Below are 20,544 nucleotides of genomic sequence, written 5' to 3'. Positions count from 1 at the left end.
CACAACCAAGCAATGATCGACGCGATAACCGCCGAGCTATCGGCGGTCCCCGTCGCCATTCAGGACGCCAACCCGCCGCGCACGCTCACCATTCCTCGGGACAGTCTGCTGCATGACTGGATCGAAATTTACTGGGCAGCACTCGAGCGCACGGAATTTCTCGACTGGGCCAGCACTTACGACATCGACTTCGACACCTTCAACATCAAGGGCGACACCCTGGAGGCTTCAACGCTGAGGGACGGAGTGCACGTCACCCAGGTATTCACGCTGGAAGACGCATCCGGATGGTGGAAAGTTGCGCCGATCATTCAGGCCATTGCGCAGAAAATTGATCCTGCCGGGCACGGGCTGCCGCATGTGGGCGGCAAATCCAAGAATCCGCTTCACGCATTTCCCCGCCGAATTGTCCTGGCGTTTTATGGTTACCCCGAACCCGAAAACCGATTGCAGGCCAAGGTCATTGCAGCGGAACTGAAGGACAGCGGATTCGCCCCCATCGGGGACACCGGCCACACGACATCCGCACTGGTCAGCGAGCGAACATCGCAACAACAGGATTACCTCACCATCGCGCAGGAGCTGGAGCTCGCGCTCGAAACGCTTGAGCTCGAAGAAACCCCATTCAACGCGACCGAGCTCGGCCGAAAGCGCGTGAGCCTCATGTCCAGTTCGCTATTGGCATCGACGCTTGAGGCGGGCGCTACAGCCTTGCAAGCGTTGATCGAAACTGGGGAATTTCTGGAACTGGCGAATCTCTCCTCTCCCCATATAACCTGTGATTACTCTGCTCAGGTGCAGAAATTTTTCTTCACCTTGAGCGATGGTTCCGTCGTCGAACGTGCGCAGCGATTGTTCATCACCGGTTTACCGGCCGAAGCCTTGACGCTGCTCATACAGCTTGCCGGGAAGACCGACACCATCATTTCAAGCGATAAAAAACTGCGTCTTGATCAGGTGATGGAGTGTTACGGGCTCAGTGTCTCTGCTGAAGCCTCTGGCGTAGAAGCGCTGGTAAGCCGCTTGCGCAAGCACACTTGGTCCGACTTGCCTTACGTCAGTGAATTCATCCAGAGCAGAGGCCCGGTCCGCAGCTTCACCCTCGCATTCGGGCAAGTGGAGGATTACCGCCACATCAGCAGACGACTGGAGGCTCTGAGCAACAAATGGGAAGATCAGGATCCGATCAGTCTAGCGGAATTCAGTAAGCCAGATCCGAGATCACCGCTTGGCGTAAACATCGACGCCGGCAAGCAGCAACTGTTGGATTTCAGGTCTCGCGCTGACTTTCAGCGCTTGTTGAAAAGCAAGGGACTGGCCGCCGATAGCAGGCTTCTGCTGACCACCGGTGGGCACGTTGGCGCACCTGGTAAAAATGAAAAGTGGGCAGAACCTACCGAAGATGTAGAGGCAGACAGTGCATTGAAAGCCGCAAGGGATCGGTTACGACCTGTGGCCGAACGGGTTGGCGGATCCCTGCGTACCAATGGTCAGGTCAGCCTCGCCGAAATGCTTCGTGCCTACAGGATTTTGCAACCGGTGAAAGCGGCTTCAGCGCGAATCATCGCGCAGTGGCTCAAACCCATGCAGCTCTTGCGGCCAGGCTTTATGGATCACTGGCATCTGCTCGGCAAGCCTGGCGAACTGGGTAAATTGACCGATGCGCAGCGCAAAATCGTGATTGATACAACCACGGTTTTTCTCGCACAGGTTGAAGTGCCGTTGCTTGATTATCTGTGCGAAGGGGTTATTTCCGAATCGACTCCAGCGATACTTGGCATCAAAGCGGATTTCCTGATCAGCCAGATATTGATCTCCGCTCGCGCGCATGAGTTGGGCAATCAACTCTTGCTCAACCTGTTTCCGGATAATGGGAACGCTACAGAATCTCGAGCTCTTAACCGAGACCGCTTGGTATTGACTGCGCTGCTGCTGAGCTTCGACCCCCGTGCCGGTCAGCGCTCGGACACGGTCATCGATCAAAAACTTAATGACAGTTTTTTCTGGGGTGAATCCTACAGTGACGTTCGCCGATACATTGATGGCCAGTTCGCTCTGAGGTTTGTCAAACATAAGCCGTTGGCCACGCATTTGTTGTTGTCCGGTATCGCCCCCGAGTTTCTGATCAGGGATATTCCCGAAGCCCTTCGTTATATGAGTTCCTATGCATGGGTCAAACTCAAGCAAGTGGTGCTTTTCATCGAGGAAGGCATGCCGGGTATGTCTCGCCTGATGACTTATGCCGAATTGGTGGCGTTGTCTGAACTTCCCGTTGTGTCCGCCGTACAGACTTTCCGCACGCAAGAAGTGCCGGCGAAACTCCCCTTGGACTGGGCGATCAGCAGAGGCTTGATCGAAGAGCGATCAGCTACTGGGCTGGTCACTGCTGGCAGCGAAGAGGCGCGAATGAAAAAGGCCGCCAGTGCTTTCGATGCGCATTGTCTGCAGCTGTTCCATGACTTGAATAAAGGCTTTTATGCGCAGGTTGAAACGCCGTATACGGTGGCCCTTGCCGACCTGAGGCGGGTGTTCAAGGACAACGTTTTTCTTGAGAGCAAAATGTTGCGCTCGAACTCGGATAGCGTCCTTCGATCCGCAGATCCATCAACTGATCTGCAAACCCCGCAGAACAAATTCTCGCTGGTCGAACTGCACATGGCCAACGAACTCAAACCTGACATGAAGGGTTGGGAGTCGACCGTGTTGCACGTGAAGCTGTCGGAAATGACGTCGGCATTTGCGCGTCTCAAACCTGTGTCTGGCGAGTTTGCAAAGGCACTTGAAGCCCGGCTGAAACTAATGAAAAGCGCATTTGCAGCGCTGATCAAAGAGCATTTCAGCCAACTGCCGATCATGCAACGACTCGATCTGGAGTGGAACCGATTCGAACTGTTCGCCCTTCATCCTGTGCCGTCAGGCAGGATCAGCCTCTCAGGGGAGGACATACTGAACGGCCCATTTGCGATGATTTTGTCGTGCTCCGGCAGTTTTCCTCGTATCTATGAAATTTTTATGCGTGATGGAACGGTCCGTCTGCGCCGGGATATCGACCATTCGATATTGGTGCCTGCGACCAACAGCGATGTGCCGCGTCAATTGCCTTTTGATGCCGAGGCCTACCTGAAGGGGGCAAAGCCTGAAGCACTGGCTAGCTGTCGCGGCATTGTCAAGCAGCTGCACATTGAGGGGACGCCGCTGACGGAAGATGCCCATCAGGCGATTCCAGCGACGTTCACATCGGCGCGAATCAATGCAATCGCCGCAACGGCGGTGAAGCAACTCTTTGATGCTTTTGAGCCTTCGGCCGTACGTCGTGCCCAGGGTGCTATCAAGATTGAGGATGTGGCGAACAGTCATGCAACGTGGCAGGAATTTTTCCGCTCGCTGACGCCGCCCGGAGTGTAGCGTCCGCTAACCCTGTAGGGGCCTGGCATGCCAGCGATGGCGTCTTCGGAATCGCCATCGCCAGCAAGCCGGCTCCTACGGGTGTGTACGTCGTCTCGACGCTCGGGAACATGCCCTCAACCCTGTAGGAGCCTGGTTTGCCAGCGATGGCGTCTTCAACATCGCCATCGCCAGCAAGCCGACGAAGTTTCAACATCATTGCAATCAGATGCCCGCCACCGGGCACGGGCCACCGGCGTCGGCCCAGAGTTTGAACTGTGCGACGAAAATGTCGTGCGGCACTGGCACCGGTGCCCTGCCCTCGCCCGGGTTCCAGCCCCACAGCACCAGTTTGTCCTCGCTGACGTGTTTGAGCATGGCGGCAAAATCACGGTCGCCATTCTCGGAGCGGTCCTTGATCATCGCGCAGAGCTTGTCGGCCGGCAGACCGATCCAGGCCATTTTGTGCGCCGCCGGTGGCAGGCTCCAATGGGGGGCGCCGGGCGGTGTATGGGGGCCGTAAGTGGCTGGCGGATTGCTTTCGGCATGGCACGTCGTGCAAGGCAAACCGGCCGCGCCTTTGCCATCCAGACCACGCACCACGTTCATTGCATGGTGAATGCCTTCATCGAACTGCAGCGGCGAATCCCCGGGAATGTGACAGTTCTGGCAACGCGGACTCTGCAAGACTTTTTGCACGGTCTCGAAAGCCTTGACTGCAGCCTTGTCATCCGCAAACAAATCGGTCGCGTAAGTGGTCAGACCGACCATGACCACTGCGCCAAGTACAAGATGCCGTTTCATTTCAGACCCCCGACAGTTGCAAGGGCAATTCGCGCAGACGCTGTCCGGTCAGCGCGAAAACCGCGTTGGCCACCGCCGGCGCTGTCGGTGGCACGCCAGCCTCACCGACGCCGCCAGGTTTGTCGCTGCTTTCGACAATATGCACCTCGACCCGCGGCATTTCGCTTAGCCGCAACACTTGGTAGTCATGGTAATTGGATTGTTCTACCTGCCCGTCCTTGAACGTCAGTTTGCTGTGCAAGGTAAATCCGAGGCCGAAGGCGATGGCCGACTCCATTTGCGCAGCAATGCTCAGCGGGTTGACCGCGATGCCGCAGTCCACCGCGCACACCACCCGGTGCACACGAATACCCAGATTTTCCTGAGACACTTCGGCGACCTGCGCCACGTAACTGCCAAACGATTCGTGCACCGCGACACCGAGCGCATGGCCATCGGGTAAAGGCGTCTGCCAGCTGGCTTTTTCCACGGCGAGGTTGAGCACGCCCAGATGCCGCGGATGCTCCTTGAGCAACGTCCGTCGATACTCCACGGGGTCCTTGCCAGCCGCTTCGGCCAGTTCATCGATCAGCGATTCCATGACAAACGCGGTGTGGGTGTGCCCGACCGAGCGCAGCCACAATACCGTGATCCCGGTGTTCGGCGAGTGCAGGTCGACTTGATGGTTAGCCAGTTTCACCACATAGGGGCTGTCGGCCACGCCTTCGACCGACGTTTTGTCGACACCGTCCTTGACCATACTGGCCTCCAGCATGGTGCCGGCCATGATTGATTGCCCGACCAGCACATGCTTCCAGGCAATCGGTACCCCGCTCGCATCCAGGCCGACGCGGGCCTGATGCAGGAAAGCCGAGCGGTAATAGCCACCGCGGATATCGTCCTCGCGCGCCCACACGGTTTTGACCGGCACGCCGGCCGCCTTCGCCACCTCCACCGCCTCGGCGACGAAGTCTGAAGTCGGGTTGGCGCGACGGCCAAAGCCGCCGCCGAGGAACTCGGTATGAATCTCGACCTGTTCGGGTTTGAGCCCGGTGATCTTGCCGGCGATCATCTGGTCAAGCGTTTGAAATTGCGTGCCGGTCCATATCTCGCATTTGTTCTGGGTTATTTTCACCGTGCAATTGAGCGGTTCCATCGGCGCATGGGCCAGGTATGGCACGCTGTATTCGACGTCGACGGATTTAGCGGCTTTGCCCAAAGCCTGGTCGACATCGCCGGCCTTACTGGCAGAAGTCCCGGCGGTGCTTGCCAGTTTGCGAAAGCTCTCCAGCAGGTTCTGGCTGTCGAGCCCGGCATTGGCGCCCTGGTCCCAGTCTATTTTCAGCGCATCGCGGCCCAGCTTCGCGGCCCAGTAATGGTCGGCGATCACCGCCACACCGGTCGGCACTTGCACAACTTTGTGCACGCCCGGAATCGACAACGCATCAGCCCCTTCGAATGATTTGACGGTGCCGCCGAGCACCGGCGAGCGGGCGACCAGGGCGGTCATCAGCCCGTCAAATTGCACGTCGATACCGAATTTGGCCCGACCGGTAATTTTCTCAGGGGTGTCCAGGCGCTTGGTGGGCTTGCCAATGAGCTTCCAGTCCTTGGCCTCCTTCAAGGTGATCGACGCCGGATCCGGAACCGGCAGCTTGCCGGCGTCATCCGCCAACTCGCCATAGGTGGCGCGCTGTTCGCCGGCGATGACCACCCCCGACTCGGTGCGCACGCTCGACGCTGCCACATTGAAACGCTTGGCGGCAGCGTCGATCAACATCAGGCGCGCGGCCGCACCGGCCTGCCGGTAACGATCGAATTCCATCCACGTGGACGTCGAGCCGCCAGTAATCTGCATCCCGCCAAATCCGGCCATGCCATAGTCTGCTGCCGAGGCGGGAGAATGTTCGACGCGGATCTTCGACCAATCGGCATCGAGCTCCTCGGCGATCAGCATGGTCAGGCCGGTCCAGATGCCCTGACCCATTTCCGAGTGGCCCAGCAGCACGGTGACGCTGTTGTCGTTGCCGATCCGCAAGAACGCATTCGGAGCGAACACGTCGCCCTGATTTTCGGCCCCCCTGGCAAACCGGTGCGCGCCGGGCAACACAAACGCGACGACCAGGCCACCGCCGAGCAGCGCGCTGCCCTTGAGAAAGCCACGGCGAGATAACGGATTGATGCTGTTCATCGCTGAGCCTCTGCGTTATCAACCGATGTCGGCGGCGCGTTTGATCGCTGCACGAATGCGTGGATAGGTGCCGCAGCGGCAAATGTTGCCGGAGAGTGCCTGATCGATGTCGCTGTCGGTCGGTTTGGGAATCTTCGCCAGCAACGCGGCCGCCGACATGATCTGCCCGGACTGACAGTAGCCACACTGGACCACATCAAGTTCAGCCCAGGCTTGCTGCACCGGATGCGAACAATCGACGGACAGGCCTTCGATGGTGAGGATTTTCTGTCCATGGGCGACCGCTGTGGCGGGCGTGATGCACGCGCGCAATGGCGCACCGTCGACATGCACGGTGCAGGCGCCGCACTGCGCCATCCCGCACCCGAACTTAGTCCCGGTGAGGTGCGCAACATCGCGCAGTACCCAGAGCAGCGGCATGTCCGCCGCGACATCCAGTTCCTGGTCCTGGCCATTGATGTTGAGGGTCAGCATTGCGAAGTTCCTCAGACGCAAGGTGTTCTGAAGGGCGTCGCTGTGACGATCAACCGCCTACGCGCGCCTCGGGTTATCCCTACAGCTAAGCGCAAAATCCCGGGCAAGACCGGTTCATCGACCACCGGTCACCTTCAAATCGCACACTCCCCCCGTAGCAGCTGCCGAGCTCCGCGAGGCTGCTGCTACAGAACGGGATGCTGCGCTGGAACCCGAGGCTTAAGGCGGATGCTGTCGGGATTTTTCCGATCAGCGAATTTGTCGGTGCTGATCGTGGGGAATACACTCCCGAGCAAGCCCGCCGAGAGCTGTACTGATGAAGCATCTATCTGGAAAAAATGCCGACACAGCGCCCCGCTTCTGGCGCGACGACGCCCTGCCCTTCATCGAAGCCCGTGCCATCGCCGACGGCCGCGAAGTCTGTTACACCCGGCATTCCCATGCGCACTTTTCCATCGGAGCAATCACGGCCGGGCGCAGCACGTATATGCATGAGCAAATGGACTGTGAGGTCAGCACCGGCACCGTCGTATTGATGAATCCAGGCGACGTGCACGCCTGCAATCCGATCGACTATCAGCCCTGGTCATACGTGATGCTGTATGTGGAAACGCCGTGGCTCAGTGACTTGCAGCACCAGCTCGGGTTCAGCCAGGACCAGGCGTTTCGCCGGTTTGCCGTGACTCACACTACCGATCGAAGCCTTTTTGATGGATTGAAAAATCTGTACACGGTGCTGACCGACACCGACCAGGACATCCTCTGCAAACACAGCGCAGCGGTGGAATATTTCACCGAGGTGCAGCAATGCCTCAACCCCGGCGAGCAACCGCTGCGCGAAGCCAATTCCAGGCTGGAACGCGCAGCCGAATACATTCGTGAAAACTGCACGCAGATGCTCAAGCTCGAAGATATCTGCGAGGCGGCGCAACTGTCGCCGTCGTATCTGATACGCGCCTTCAAACAGCATTTCGGTATGACGCCTCACGCGTTTCTGATCAACCGACGCATTCAGTTCGCCCAGGAACAATTGCGTCGAGGCAAATTGATAGCCGATGTCGCCCTGGAAGCCGGTTTTTCCGATCAGGCACACTTCCAGCGAGTGTTCAAACAGCACTTGGCGGCGACGCCGGGGCAGTATCAGCGTTAAGCCATCTAAACAATCGAGGCAACTTCGCGATTTAAATCTGCGCGACATACATTGATACCCTGCCAATCCTGAAAACTAACAAACCGACACACACAACTTAAACCCTCCCCGCGAACTTTCACTACTCTGCGCACTATCAAAAAAGATGAACGCGAACTTTACACGCACTCACCAAAAAAACATGGATGTTTTCAAATGCAAACTATACCTGGCATAAAGATAAACTCTGAGAATGAACAGCAACTAGTAGAAATCCGAAACGCGCTCATCCACGTAATGAATAACGAATCGCTTCTGCACAATCTGGCTCATACACTGGACAGTATGGGCGGCAACGCCGTGGCCGGCTCCAGCCTCGATCAGGCGCAGCGGGCGGGATCGACTTGTCTGGCACGGCTGACAGCCGAACTTCCAGCAGCGAAAACCGGCAATTACTACCTCGTGCCGGAAGTAGCAACGCTGCTGGCGTTCGAAGTGGAAACCGACTCAGACGATTCCGGCAGCCCTTCTTCGACCGGGATCAACAGTTTCAGCAGAAGAATCGGTATGGCGTCGGCCGTTAAGAACGCTGTGCAGGAGATGACAGCCGATCTGCAGCTACTCGCCGATATGGCCAAACTTAGCGGAGGGTCGATCAGTTCCAACGGTCGCATTACAATTGGGCAATGGCTACGCTTTCACGGGCTGTCAGTACCCTCGAACAAAGCGCAATTGCAACAGTTGATAGATGTTTTGGGCTTCGCCGGTCTGCCTGCTGGCCCGGCGCTGGACAACTATTGGCAACTTCTCGACACACCCGATGAATCACCTTTCAATCTAACCGACAACACTCGGTCAATCCTGACTGAGCACTCCCGGTTACTGCGAGACGATGCGCCGTCTCTGCTTTTCAAGTTCGGCGTCAATGTTGCTTGGGAAGTCACCGGGAAGCTCCCGACCAGCCTCGACTATCGGATGCAGAGGCTGCTGTCGTTCGCCCGCAGGGCATCGACATCGGCGCAGCCCTACCTTAATGCCTTGGGCTGGTTTACCGACGGCAACGCCGAACAACCTTCCCAAGCCTTCATCGATCAGCTATTGATCGCCGCGATGCTGCTGGAACTCGACCCGGAACTCGACAATGCCAATACCGCTTTCGCCGGATTCGATTTGTATGCAAAACGCTTCCTGCTGCGCAATCCTGAAGCCGTTCGACTTGAACTGGAGCAACACCTTGCCGACACATTCCAGCTACAGCCAGTCATTGCGCCGGTCGTAGCACATTGGGTGCTGGCGGGGATGGCACCGCAGTTCCTGGTGCGCGATCTGCCGCCGGAGATAACTGTCGGCACACCGGCCTGGGTGATCCTTTGCCAAGCGGTAAACCTGGTGGAGAGCATCACGCCCGGCGTATCACGAGCGATGAGCTATGAGCATCTCATCGGGTTCACCCTCATTCCCGGTCTGGTGCCCCAGCTTGAGCCGCTACAGGCGGCCGGCGCGCTTGATCCGGTGGTCACATGGGCGTTGATGAATGGGCTGATCGCAGCCGACGCGGACGGTAACCTGAGTGAGGCAGCCGTCAGTGACGCCATCGAACAATACGATGGGTATGTAGCGGCGTTGACCCAGGCAATCAGCGACGCCGACACACCGATTCCCAGCCGCAGGGCCATCGCATTGGCGCAACTGACTCGTCAGGTGCCTGGCTGCAATCCTGCAGAGTTGCTGGCCAAGTTTCACGGTAATGAAGGCTGGACTCAACCCAGCGTATCGATCCTCGATTTGTATATGAGCGGGGAACTTGCCAAGGCCACCTGGGGCCGGACTCAAGGAATAGATGTTTATCAGCAGTTCCCTGCACTGAAGCATTTGACTCCCGCCGACGGGTTATATGGGCAAGCCATCCAGGCGCATCACGACAAATTGACCACTGCACTGTCGACAAACATCAAACATGCTTTGGCGCATATGGACGAAAGCGAGCGGGCATTCCTCGAGACATCGCGGCTGGCGATCTATCAGCTCACCGAAGACCGGCCCGACGCTTACCTTGACACGGTGTTCAGTCTGGCGTCGCTGGCCAATCCAGTCATGCGCCCCATCGTACCCGACAGGAAAGTCGCAAATCCGGGTCGCTATGGCGTCGTAATGTGTGCTGTGAAAGGGTCGTGGATTCGCTGCTATGAGCTCTTCCCGTTGCAGATGACTGCACGTTTCAATGCAGCCTTTGACGAGCAATTCACCTTTCGGTTGCTGCACTCCACAGGATCACTGGTTGAGCAAAAACTGATTCATGATGTACCTGTCGACATGCTTGCTTATACGGCAAATCTCCTCCCTCGCACGAATATGACTGCATCGGTGGTGTTCACTAAAATCGGCAACTTCGATGCGTCAGACGAGACATCAAACTTCGCCTCGCCAGTGCGTACCTTTCAGTCTGGACGAGTGAGCGCCATCGCAGACTTGATTGCTCGAGAGAATCCATTCCTGACCAGAGAAGAGCTGAGCCAGATCGGCCTGGATCAAACTGATCGAGAAAAGGAGCTCGAGATTATCGCCAAGGTATTCACCGTGATCCTCAACTTGCTCATTCCCTTTAAGGAGTGCATTGAAGAGCTCTCCTCCGGTGTAGAGTCGCGACAAAAAAAAGCCATCGGTGGCTGCATTACCGAAGCCGCATTGATTGCACTGTCTCTTGTCGCTGCGCCTTTCAAAGTGGTGGCGGCGGTGACCAAAGGTGCCACTTTGGCCGCAAAACTATTCGCGGCTTCACGGGTTGCAGCGCACACCGTGATTGCACTGTTCAACCCACTGGACGGTGTGCCGAGTCTGCTGAAGGGCGGTGCGAAACTGGTCGGCCGGCGCCTGGCGAAGTTGCACGCAACTTCACTGCCGGACCTCGCTCGTACGCACCTGCTGCGGCTGACCGGCGCTAACAGTTACGACTTGCTCAAGGCCGTCAAACATTCCGGCTCGGCGCCGGAACTGCGCATGTCACTCGACGCGGTCCAGCACGGTCGAGCGCTGTTCAAAAATGATCGCATCAGCACCGCCGAAGACGTGCTGAAACATCTCTATGCGCCTGACAAAACACTGCTCAAAAATATTCCCGAACGCGAGATCGAGCATTTGATGCAGAACTCATTGGCCGATATTGCGCTCAAGTCGGACAGCGCCCGGCAACTGGGCAACGTCGTCGATCCCACAGTCGTGGAGCAACTCATACGCCGACACGCGCAGACTTATTACCTGGACAATCTGCGCCAGTTTCCTGAGGCCACAGAATTGGCTGATGTACTAAGCAGCACCATGAAGGTGGAATACAACAACCTGACGGCCATGCGGGCGCACCAAACGGACTTGCTCACCAGGGATCTGGGCAAAATGCCTTATCACGGCATCGCTGATGAAATCCGCTTCAACTCCGCAGGCATGACCGAGAATACGGATCGCGCAACGGCGTGGATTCTCAGCGCATCGAACTCGCAGAACGAATCGGCAGCCATTCGCGCTGTGCTTCAGGAGTTCAGCGCGAGCAACAGGGCCCTGACCGACCCGGCAACCTACAAAGAACTGCATCGCCGGCTGGCCCCGCAGGCAACAGACAGTTACCGCAGCCCTCGCGCGGAAGTTCGCTACCCATCGAATATCACCGGCGCCGCGATGCTGGAGAAGCACCTGGCCGGAGTTGATGCCGGGCACGAGCACTTCGGCAAACACCTGATCGGCTCTTTCCTCGGCTATCACGCGTTCTCCGACGGCAATGGCCGACTCGCCCGCGCTGCCTATGCGATTACGGAGCTGAGAAAAGGCCGTTTCAACGCACTGGACCGGGCGACAGAAAATCTTTTGAGCGGTTTGAGCTGACCGCCGTCAGCGCCGGGATCAGGATAAAACCAGATACCCGGCGCTGAGGGCCAACAACAACGCCATCAACCGGTTGAACCAGCGCAGGTGACGGGCATTGGTCAAGTACTCCCTGAGGAATGTCCCGGCATAAGCCCAGCACGCGACCGACAGATAACAGATCACCAGGTACACCGCCGCAAACTGCCACACCAGTCGCGTGTCACCATCCGCGACGAACGCGCCCATGCCGGCGACGCATGCCAGCCAGGCTTTCGGGTTGAGCCATTGCATGACGGCGCCGTGGAGCATCGAGGGCGCTGTACTGGCCTGCTTGCTTTCCAGCTCACCGTTGTGCGCCGCCAGTTTCCAGGCCATGAACAGCAGAAAAGCGACACCCGCCACCTTCACCACTTTGGTCAAGGCCGGCCACATTGCCAATACCTCGTGCAGACCCAGCCCCATCAACACCAGCAGCGCAACAAAACCCAGAGTCGCCCCTGCCACGTGTCGCTGACTGGCACGAAACCCGTACTGCGCGCCAGAACTCAACGCGACTATATTCACCGGCCCTGGCGTAATCGACGCCACCAACGCAAACGCCGCCATCGACACCATTACACTCATCACACACCCGCTTTATTGCGTTGAACAAGGCCCCAATGTAGTGACCTGTCCGGCGCGGGTATTGAACAAAACTCCCCAACACTCCGATAATTCGTAGCAGCTGCCGAAGGCTGCGTCGGCGGTCTACCGGTTGGCCGGTGATAACCCATTGAAACCGGCTTCGCCGGACGGTGATCAGCCTTAGCCATATGCCCCGACGATCCGCTTCACCGCTCTCAACGCCTTGCGCAACGAAGCCATATCCACGGACCCCAACGCCAACCGGATCGCATGCGGGACATTGGCTGCGGTAGAGAACGGCTCAGCCGTAGAAACGGCTACATGCTCCTGCATCAGCGCCACAGCGATCTGGTCGGCTCGAGCGTCTTCGCCCAAAGGCAGCCATAAAAAATACGAAGCCGGATGACTGACGTAGTGCAACCCCGTCAATACCTCCCTGGCGAGCGCTTGCCGAGCGTGCGCATCGGCACGCTTTTGCGCCTCCAGTGTGTGCACGGTGCCATCGTCGAGCCAGGCGCAGGCAATCGCGGTCATGACGCCGGGCGTGTTCCAGGTGGTGGCGCGGATCGTGCGCTCCAGTGCCGGCACGCGGTCTATTGGCGCAGCGACGAAGCCAACGCGCAACCCCGTGGCGACATTCTTCGATAACCCGGACACGTATACCGTCCGCTCCGGTGCCAACTGCGCCAGCGGAGGTGGCGGGTCCTCGGCAAGAAACGCGTATGCGCCGTCCTCGATGATCAACAAGTCGTGCTGGCGGGCGATCGAGACCAGTCGATCTCGCCACACGGCACTTTGCACCCAGCCGAGCGGATTGTGCAGCGTCGGCATGCTGTAAACGGCCCGCACCGGTCGACGCCGACAAAGGCTTTCAAGCGCATCGAGATCAGGCCCGGTGTCGCTGGCCGGGATAGGCACGAGCTCCAGATGCAGCGCTTGCGCCAGCACTTTGAACCCCGAATAGGTCAATGCGTCTGCCGCCACCACATCACCCGGTTTGAGCAACGCCATCATCGTCACGGCCAAGCCATGTTGCGCGCCGCTGACGATCAGCACCTGCTCGGCCTGCACCTGCAAACCGCGTGTGCGCAGATGATTGGCGACTGACATTCGCTCATGCGGACGCCCGGCGTGGGGCTGATAGCGCAAGTGCGCTTCAAGGTCGCCGGACAGCGCGAGTTGACGCAAGCCATGGCGCAGCAGGTCAGCCTGCCCCGGCAGTGAAGGGTAATTGAAATTGAGGTCGAGAACGCCTGCCGCCACATCGGGCTGGTCGACGCCGTGATTGGGCAGCAGCAACGTTTCGCGCACAAAGGTGCCCCGCCCGGCTTCACCGCTGACCAGTCCCATGGCTTCCAGCTCGGCATACACGCGGCTGGCGGTGACAAGGGCCAACTTTTCCTTGGCGGCCAGTTCCCGGTGAGTGGGCAGACGAGTACCAGGCGCCAGTCGCCCAGACCGGATGTCGGCGGCGTACACATCAACCAGCGATTTGTAACGGGAGCGCGGCATGTCGAGATGTATCCATGACAATTTTTTGATTGTCTTGATAATCGGTCATACGATGCGCCCAAGGCAACCCGCCTATCAATCTCCCTCAAGTGAGCGCGCCATGGAACGAGCATCCCACCTGGATAACCAGACCCGCGAAAAGACCTCCAGCGGCTGGATCAACGGCTTGATCGGGGTGCTGATCTTCAGTGGTTCGCTCCCGGCCACGCGGGTGGCGGTGCTGGAGTTCGATCCGGTGTTTCTCACCGTCGCGCGGGCAACCATTGCCGGCGTTCTGGCGCTGTGTCTGTTGGGGCTGTTCAAGGAGCGGCGCCCTGCCCGCGATCAATGGCTACCGCTGCTGATTGTCGCGCTCGGCGTGGTGGTTGGCTTTCCACTGCTGACCGCGCTGGCGCTGCAGTACGTAACCTCCGCGCACTCGATCGTCTTCGTCGGCCTGCTGCCTCTGGCAACCGCCGCGTTCGGCGTTTTGCGCGGCGGCGAGCGACCTCGCCCGGTGTTCTGGGTATTTTCGATTCTGGGCAGTCTGCTGGTGTGCGGTTATGCCCTGTCGCAAGGCATGACGGCCTCACCTGCCGGCGACATTCTGATGCTGTTGGCTATCCTGGCGTGCGGGCTCGGTTACGCCGAGGGCGCAAAGCTGTCCAGAACACTCGGCGGCTGGCAGGTGATTTGCTGGGCGCTGGTTCTGTCGCTGCCGGTAATGGCGATACTCACCGCTGTGCTCACGCCGACGTCGTTCAGCGGAATCAGCACGCCAGCGTGGCTGAGTCTGGGGTACGTCTCACTGTTCAGCATGCTGATCGGGTTCGTGTTCTGGTATCGCGGCCTGGCGCAAGGCGGGATCGCCGCGGTCGGCCAACTGCAGTTGCTGCAGCCCTTCTTCGGTCTGGCGCTGGCGGCCACATTGCTGCACGAGCCAGTGAGCATGGGGATGCTGGTGGTGACGCTGGCGGTGATTCTGTGTGTGGCAGGCGCGAAGAAATTCGCCAGGTAATCGACTGTACCGCGCTTGACGTTTTCCACTGTATGGGTCGAACAGCAAGGCGGCTGTGGTAAAAATCATGCTCGCGTCATTGGAGCCGATCATGGACCTCGCCACCCTCAGTTTTTTCCTCCCGGCCTGTTTCGCCCTGAACATGGCGCCCGGCCCGAACAACCTGTTATCGGTCAGCAACTCGACCCGCTACGGCTATCGCATCGCGTGCATCGCGGGGATGGGCCGCCTGCTGGCATTTGCTGGCATGATCGCTCTCGCGTCTGCGGGATTAGCAGTGGTGTTACAGACCTCGGAATTGCTGTTCTATGGGATCAAGATTGGCGGCGCGGCGTACCTGTTTTATCTCGCCTGGCAATTGTGGCGCGCGGATACCGGCACTGACGCCAGCATTCCGGGCGCGCCGGCGGGATTGATGACGCTGGCTCGACAGGAGTTTTTGGTCGCTGCGGGCAATCCGAAAGCCATCCTCATTTTCACTGCGTTTCTGCCGCAGTTCGTCGATCCGAATCAGGCAGTGGCGCCGCAATTTGCCGTGCTGGGCGCACTGTTCCTGGTGCTGGAATGGATTGCCATAGGTGCCTACGCCTACATGGGCCTGCACATGCGCCGCTGGTTCGCCAAGCCTCGGGGCAAACGGATCTTCAACCGCTGCTGCGCGGGTCTGCTCTCAGCGGCGGCGTCGATGTTGCTGCTCGCCCGCCGTGCTTGAATGCCTTGCTTGCCCGCGAAGAAAATTGCCTGTCGATTTTCCGGTGGAGCACTCCGGCAACGCGACTTATGCTCAATCCATGAACCTACAAAACGCTGCACTGCCGCCACACGCCGAGATGATTCGCGCCATGCTCGAACGGGACACCGCCTACGAGGGGGTGTTCTTTACGGCGGTGAAAACCACGGGCATCTTCTGTCGTCCCAGTTGCACGGCGCGCAAGCCCAAGCCGGAAAATGTCGAGTTCTTCGCCCATGCCGATGACTGCCTGTCAGCCGGTTATCGCGCCTGCCTGCGCTGCAAACCGCTGGATGCTGCGGCCATTGCGCCGGACTGGGTGCAGACCCTGCTAAGCGCAGTGGATGCCGATCCCGAGGTGCGCTGGAGCGATGCGCAGTTGCTCGCCGAAGGCGTCGAGCCGCTGAAACTTCGGCGCTGGTTCAAGCAGCATTTCGGCATGACCTTCCACGCCTGGCTGCGTACCCGACGCCTCGGCATGGCGCTGGGCGGGATAAAACAGGGCCATTCGATTGACCACGCGGCGTTCGATTCCGGTTATGAATCCTTGAGTGGTTTTCGCGATGCGTTTCAGAAATCCTTCCACATCACTCCCGGTCGCGCCGCCAGCAGCGAGCCGTTGCTGTTTAGCCGACTCACCACGCCGCTGGGGCCGATGATCGCCATGGCCGAACGGCGCGGTTTAGTGTTGCTGGAGTTCCTCGATCGGCCGGCACTCACGCGTGAAGTCGAAGCGCTGCAACAGCGCTACGGTTACGCGGTGGCACCCGGTCACAACGAGCACTTGCGCCAGATAGAGACAGAGCTGGCGCAGTATTTCGCCGGCAAACTCAGTGAATTCAAGGTCGCCCTGCACCTGCCAGGCAGCGACTTCGCGCAGCAAGTCTGGGCGCAGCTGGCGAGGATTCCTTACGGGCAGACCAGCACCTACGGCGCCATCGCCGCGACATTGGGCAAGCCGGGTGCCAGTCGTGCTGTCGGCCTGGCCAATGGGCATAACCGGGTGTCGATCGTCGTGCCCTGCCACCGGGTGATCGGTGCGGATGGTTCGCTGACGGGTTATGGTGGTGGACAACCGCGCAAGGCGTTTTTACTCAGGCTTGAGAAGGCTGCGGTGCAGATTGGGCAGGCAGTTAAAACGCCTTCGCGAGCAAGCTTTGCTCCCACGGGAGACTTGTTCTGAGCGTGCTTGCAAATTCCACACTTACGTCAGGAGTATGGCTTGTCCGTAAATCCGTATTTGTCTGCCAGTGAATTCCTGTCGAGCATCGACGACGACTGGCGTCGCCACATCGCCGCCATTGGCCCGTGCCTGCATCAACCGCATCCGGCTCGCGATCCCTATGAGTCGCTGGTGCGAGCCATTGCGTATCAGCAACTGCACGCCAAGGCTGGTGATGCGATTATCGGGCGACTGGTGGCGCTGTTTCCTGCGCATCCTTTTCCGCGACCGGAACAGATTCTCGCCAGCGGATTTGAGCAACTGCGTGGCTGCGGGTTTTCCGCGAGCAAGATTGCGACCATTCAAGGTATCGCTCAGGCAACCCTCGACGGCGTGGTACCGGATTACCCGACGGCGCTGGCCATGGCTGATGAGGCGTTAATCGAGCGACTGACCAGCCTGCGCGGCGTCGGTCGCTGGACCGTGGAGATGTTGCTGATCTACAGCCTGGAGCGCCCGGACATCCTGCCGGCGGATGATTTCGGCGTGCGCGAGGGTTTTCGGCGTTTGAAGGGGCTGGAAAATCAGCCGGGCAGAAAGCAGATGATCGAGACCGGATTGGCGTGGAGCCCTTATCGGACGGTGGCCGCTTGGTATTTGTGGCGGGTGCCGGCGCGGTAGAACGCGGTTTCGTTCATCGCCGGCAAGCCGGCTCCTAAGGTTCAGTCGTACCAAGATCAGCCCCCCGCGAACGTGTAGTAGCAAGCTTGCTCGCGATGACGTCGGCACCTCCGCCGCCTATCTACTAGGCTAAACCCAACCCCTCATCCCGGCCGAGGTCCCCATGCATCTCGAAGGCTCCTGCCACTGCGGCGCCGTTTCATTCAGCCTGACCAGCGCCCACCCCTACCCTTACCAGCCCTGCTACTGCTCGATCTGCCGCAAAACCCAGGGCGGGGGTGGTTATGCGATCAACATCGCTGGCGATGCGACCAGCATGAAGGTGCGCGGCCGCAAACACATCTCGATCTACCATGCGCGGCTCAAGGATGATGGCGACAAACGCGCCCACCGCAGCACTGCCGAACGGCATTTCTGTTCGGTGTGCGCTTCGGGATTGTGGGTGTTCAGCCCCGAGTGGCCTGAGCTGATTCACCCGTTCGCCTCGGCCATCGATACGGCGCTGCCGCTGCCGCCGCAACACACACATGTGATGCTCGGCTCGAATGCGCCGTGGGTGGACGTTCATGTGCAACGCGGTGATCAACAGTGTGATCGCTGGCCGGATGAGTCCATTGCCGACTGGCATCAACGGCTGGGTCTGGAGCGTTGAAGCAATAACTCTCAACTGGATGCAGTCTGGTGGCCGGATGCACGTTGGCCGGCCACACCCTGCGCTGATCAACCGGCATTCACGAAAATCCCCGCGGCCCATCACTCTCCCTGATCGATAACGACTTCCTGCGATCTTGGGCGCATGTTGATACCTCAACCGGAGGGATTCGATATGCTCGACACACTCAAACAGATCAACTCAACTTCAGCCTTCAATCGTTGGGCAGGTTTTGACGTCACTCAGGCCGAGCGTGGCGAAGTCGAACTGAGCCTGGTTTTTCGTCCCGCCGACATGGCGCAATATGCAGGTTTTTTGCACGCCGGCCTGATCGGCGCGCTACTCGATACCGCCTGTGGTTTCGCGGCGGGGACGGTAGCCGGTAATGTGTTGGCTTCACATTTTTCAGTCAATTGTCTCGCCCCGGCCGTCGGCGAAGTATTCGTTGCACGAGGGCACGTGGTGAAGGCAGGCAAGAAACAAGTATTTGCCCGCGCCGAGCTGTTCGCGCAAACCGGTGACCAACTGAAACTGGTGGCCACCGGGGATGCGATTTTGGTGCCAGTAGACGCAGGCTGAGGGCCCGGTCGGTTAAGCTGCCGCAGCCATCGGCACGCCACTGTGAAAGCGAAATTCCACGTCCGGCGATTCGATCAGATCCTGTTCAGCGGCGCGGACTTTGTCGATTACCTGAGCGATGTCCTTGGCGTCACCGTACTGGTAGGCCAGTTTCAGGTAACCCTGGAAATGCCGGGCTTCACTTTTCAGCAGGCCGAAGTAGAACTTGCCGAGTTCTTCATCCAGATGCGGCACCAAGGCCTCGAAACGTTCGCAACTGCGCGCTTCGATGAAGGCACCGACCACCAGCGTATCCACCAGTTTCACCGGTTCGTGGCTGCGCACCACTTTGCGCAGGCCCGAGGCGTAACGCCCGGCAGACAACTGGCGCAGTTCGACCTTGCGCTTTTTCATCAGGCGCATGACCTGCTCGTGGTGCACCAGTTCTTCCCGGGCCAGACGCGACATCAGATTGATCAGATCAACGTGGCCGTGGTACTTGGCAATCAGGCTCAACGCGGTGCTGGCGGCCTTGAATTCGCAGTTCTTGTGGTCAATCAGCAAGGTTTCCTGATCGGCCAAGGCGGCCTGAACCCAGCCATCCGGGGTACGGCAGCCGAGGAACTCGTGGATTTCGGGAAGGATCATGGCGCTCACGGCAAAAGGTCTGATACGGAGGGCGGCGATTATACCGGCCTGTCGCCAGACCACCAGCCGCGACCGTTGATATGCATCAAGTCCCGGATGCGCGCCCAGCAACTATAGTTGTGCAACGCCGCATTTTTTCTTCCTGGAGATCCCGACCATGCAAGCCATTCGCAGCATTCTGGTGGTCATTGAACCTGAACATTCGGAAAGCCTGGCACTTAAACGGGCCAAATTGATTGCCGGTGTCACTCAGGCCCATCTGCATCTGTTGGTCTGCGACCGCAAGCATGATCACGGCGCGATGCTCAGCGTGCTGAAGGCCGGGCTGCAGGAGGATGGTTACAGCGTCACCACCGAGCAAGCCTGGAATGAAAGCCTGCATGAAACCATCGTCGATGTGCAGCAAGCCGAAGGCTGCGGGCTGGTGGTCAAGCAGCATTTTCCCGATTCATCGCTGAAAAAAGCCTTGCTGACCCCGGCCGACTGGAAACTGCTGCGCTCTTGCCCGACGCCGGTATTGCTGGTCAAGACATCCAGGCCGTGGACGGGGGGTGTGATTCTGGCGGCCATTGATGTCGGCAATATTGACGGAGAACACCGCACGCTGCATGCGACGATTATTGATCACGGCTATGACATCGCCAGCCTGGCCAAAGCGCACCTGCACGTGATCAGTGCGCATCCTTCACCGATGCTGTCGGCAACCGATCCGACCCTGCAGCTCAGTGAGACCATCGCCGCCCGCTATCGCGAGGAGTGTAAGGCGTTTCAGGCGGAATTCGACATTGATGATGATCACTTGCACATCGCCGAAGGGCCGGCGGATGTGTTGATCCCCTTCACCGCGCACAAGTTGGGGGCGGCGGTGACGGTCATTGGCACCGTGGCGCGGTCCGGATTGTCCGGGGCGTTGATTGGTAATACGGCGGAAGTGGTGCTGGATGCGCTGGAGAGTGATGTGCTGGTGTTGAAACCGGACACGATCATGGATCATCTGGAGGAGATTGTGGCGCAGCATTGAAAGGTGCCGAGCGTTTGTGGCGAGGGAGCTTGCTCCCGCTCGACTACGCAGCGGTCGCCGCTTCGATCAATACAATATGCCTGACAGCTTGTGTTGATCCATGAGAGCCGCTTCGCGGCCCAGCGGGAGCAAGCTCCCTCGCC

The 20,544-nt window shown here is 59.0% G+C and carries 16 protein-coding genes; 10 read left to right on the top strand and 6 right to left on the bottom strand.

The window, feature by feature from the left end:
* Positions 1-12: 12 nt before the first annotated feature.
* Positions 13-3,405: a hypothetical protein gene (locus tag DU29_RS1000000132795; protein WP_028621157.1), complete on the top strand. Its 3,393-nt coding sequence runs from the start codon at positions 13-15 to the stop codon at positions 3,403-3,405.
* A gap of 204 nt (positions 3,406-3,609) precedes the next feature.
* Here DU29_RS1000000132795 and DU29_RS0107325 read toward each other — a convergent pair whose 3' ends face one another.
* The 3 genes from DU29_RS0107325 to DU29_RS0107315 are packed head-to-tail and all read right to left on the bottom strand — an operon-like array spanning position 3,610 to position 6,832.
* Entirely contained in the window at positions 3,610-4,188 is a 579-nt protein-coding gene (locus tag DU29_RS0107325; RefSeq protein WP_028621156.1) for a hypothetical protein, read from the bottom strand.
* Position 4,189: 1 nt separating this feature from the next.
* Positions 4,190-6,358 (bottom strand): xanthine dehydrogenase family protein molybdopterin-binding subunit, encoded by a 2,169-nt coding sequence (locus tag DU29_RS0107320; protein ID WP_028621155.1) that lies wholly within the window; start codon positions 6,356-6,358, stop codon positions 4,190-4,192.
* Between the two features lie 18 nt (positions 6,359-6,376).
* Positions 6,377-6,832, bottom strand: a complete 456-nt coding sequence (locus tag DU29_RS0107315) for a (2Fe-2S)-binding protein (protein WP_028621154.1) — start codon at positions 6,830-6,832, stop codon at positions 6,377-6,379.
* Between the two features lie 316 nt (positions 6,833-7,148).
* Here DU29_RS0107315 and DU29_RS0107310 point away from each other — a divergent pair, with 316 nt between their 5' ends.
* Positions 7,149-7,982, top strand: a complete 834-nt coding sequence (locus tag DU29_RS0107310; RefSeq protein ID WP_028621153.1) for an AraC family transcriptional regulator — start codon at positions 7,149-7,151, stop codon at positions 7,980-7,982.
* A gap of 195 nt (positions 7,983-8,177) precedes the next feature.
* Entirely contained in the window at positions 8,178-11,834 is a 3,657-nt protein-coding gene (locus DU29_RS01000000129570; RefSeq protein ID WP_152635523.1) for a hypothetical protein, read from the top strand.
* A gap of 18 nt (positions 11,835-11,852) precedes the next feature.
* Here the strand turns inward: DU29_RS01000000129570 and DU29_RS0107300 are convergent, their stop codons facing one another.
* Positions 11,853-12,440: a LysE family translocator gene (locus DU29_RS0107300; protein WP_028621152.1), complete on the bottom strand. Its 588-nt coding sequence runs from the start codon at positions 12,438-12,440 to the stop codon at positions 11,853-11,855.
* Between the two features lie 180 nt (positions 12,441-12,620).
* Entirely contained in the window at positions 12,621-13,952 is a 1,332-nt protein-coding gene (locus DU29_RS0107295) for an aminotransferase-like domain-containing protein (protein ID WP_028621151.1), read from the bottom strand.
* Positions 13,953-14,052: 100 nt separating this feature from the next.
* Here DU29_RS0107295 and DU29_RS0107290 point away from each other — a divergent pair, with 100 nt between their 5' ends.
* The 6 genes from DU29_RS0107290 to DU29_RS0107265 all read left to right on the top strand — a co-directional run bounded on the left by DU29_RS0107290 (position 14,053) and on the right by DU29_RS0107265 (position 18,753).
* Positions 14,053-14,949 carry a DMT family transporter gene (locus DU29_RS0107290; RefSeq protein ID WP_028621150.1) on the top strand — a complete coding sequence of 299 codons (897 nt, stop codon included), beginning with the start codon at positions 14,053-14,055 and terminating at the stop codon, positions 14,947-14,949.
* Positions 14,950-15,040: 91 nt separating this feature from the next.
* Entirely contained in the window at positions 15,041-15,661 is a 621-nt protein-coding gene (locus DU29_RS0107285; RefSeq protein ID WP_028621149.1) for a LysE family translocator, read from the top strand.
* Positions 15,662-15,740: 79 nt separating this feature from the next.
* Positions 15,741-16,862 carry a bifunctional transcriptional activator/DNA repair enzyme AdaA gene (locus tag DU29_RS01000000129565; RefSeq protein WP_050483084.1) on the top strand — a complete coding sequence of 374 codons (1,122 nt, stop codon included), beginning with the start codon at positions 15,741-15,743 and terminating at the stop codon, positions 16,860-16,862.
* A 39-nt stretch (positions 16,863-16,901) separates the two neighbouring features.
* Positions 16,902-17,522 (top strand): DNA-3-methyladenine glycosylase family protein, encoded by a 621-nt coding sequence (locus DU29_RS0107275; protein ID WP_028621148.1) that lies wholly within the window; start codon positions 16,902-16,904, stop codon positions 17,520-17,522.
* 163 nt (positions 17,523-17,685) lie between these two features.
* On the top strand, positions 17,686-18,174 hold the full coding sequence (locus DU29_RS0107270; protein WP_028621147.1) for a GFA family protein: 489 nt from the start codon (positions 17,686-17,688) through the stop codon (positions 18,172-18,174).
* Between the two features lie 174 nt (positions 18,175-18,348).
* Positions 18,349-18,753 carry a PaaI family thioesterase gene (locus DU29_RS0107265; RefSeq protein WP_028621146.1) on the top strand — a complete coding sequence of 135 codons (405 nt, stop codon included), beginning with the start codon at positions 18,349-18,351 and terminating at the stop codon, positions 18,751-18,753.
* A gap of 12 nt (positions 18,754-18,765) precedes the next feature.
* Here the strand turns inward: DU29_RS0107265 and DU29_RS0107260 are convergent, their stop codons facing one another.
* The gene (locus tag DU29_RS0107260) at positions 18,766-19,380 is read right to left on the bottom strand and encodes a tRNA-(ms[2]io[6]A)-hydroxylase (RefSeq protein WP_028621145.1); all 615 of its coding nucleotides are present in this window, start codon (positions 19,378-19,380) and stop codon (positions 18,766-18,768) included.
* A gap of 157 nt (positions 19,381-19,537) precedes the next feature.
* Here DU29_RS0107260 and DU29_RS0107255 point away from each other — a divergent pair, with 157 nt between their 5' ends.
* Positions 19,538-20,401, top strand: coding sequence for a universal stress protein (locus DU29_RS0107255; protein ID WP_028621144.1), 864 nt, complete (start codon positions 19,538-19,540; stop codon positions 20,399-20,401).
* Positions 20,402-20,544 lie beyond the last annotated feature (143 nt).

It is taken from the genome of Pseudomonas sp. Ant30-3 (genome assembly GCF_000690905.1).
Taxonomy (GTDB): Bacteria; Pseudomonadota; Gammaproteobacteria; order Pseudomonadales; family Pseudomonadaceae; genus Aquipseudomonas.
The sequence above is the reverse complement of the archived record's forward strand: the minus strand, read 5'-3'. Positions and strand labels throughout refer to the sequence as shown.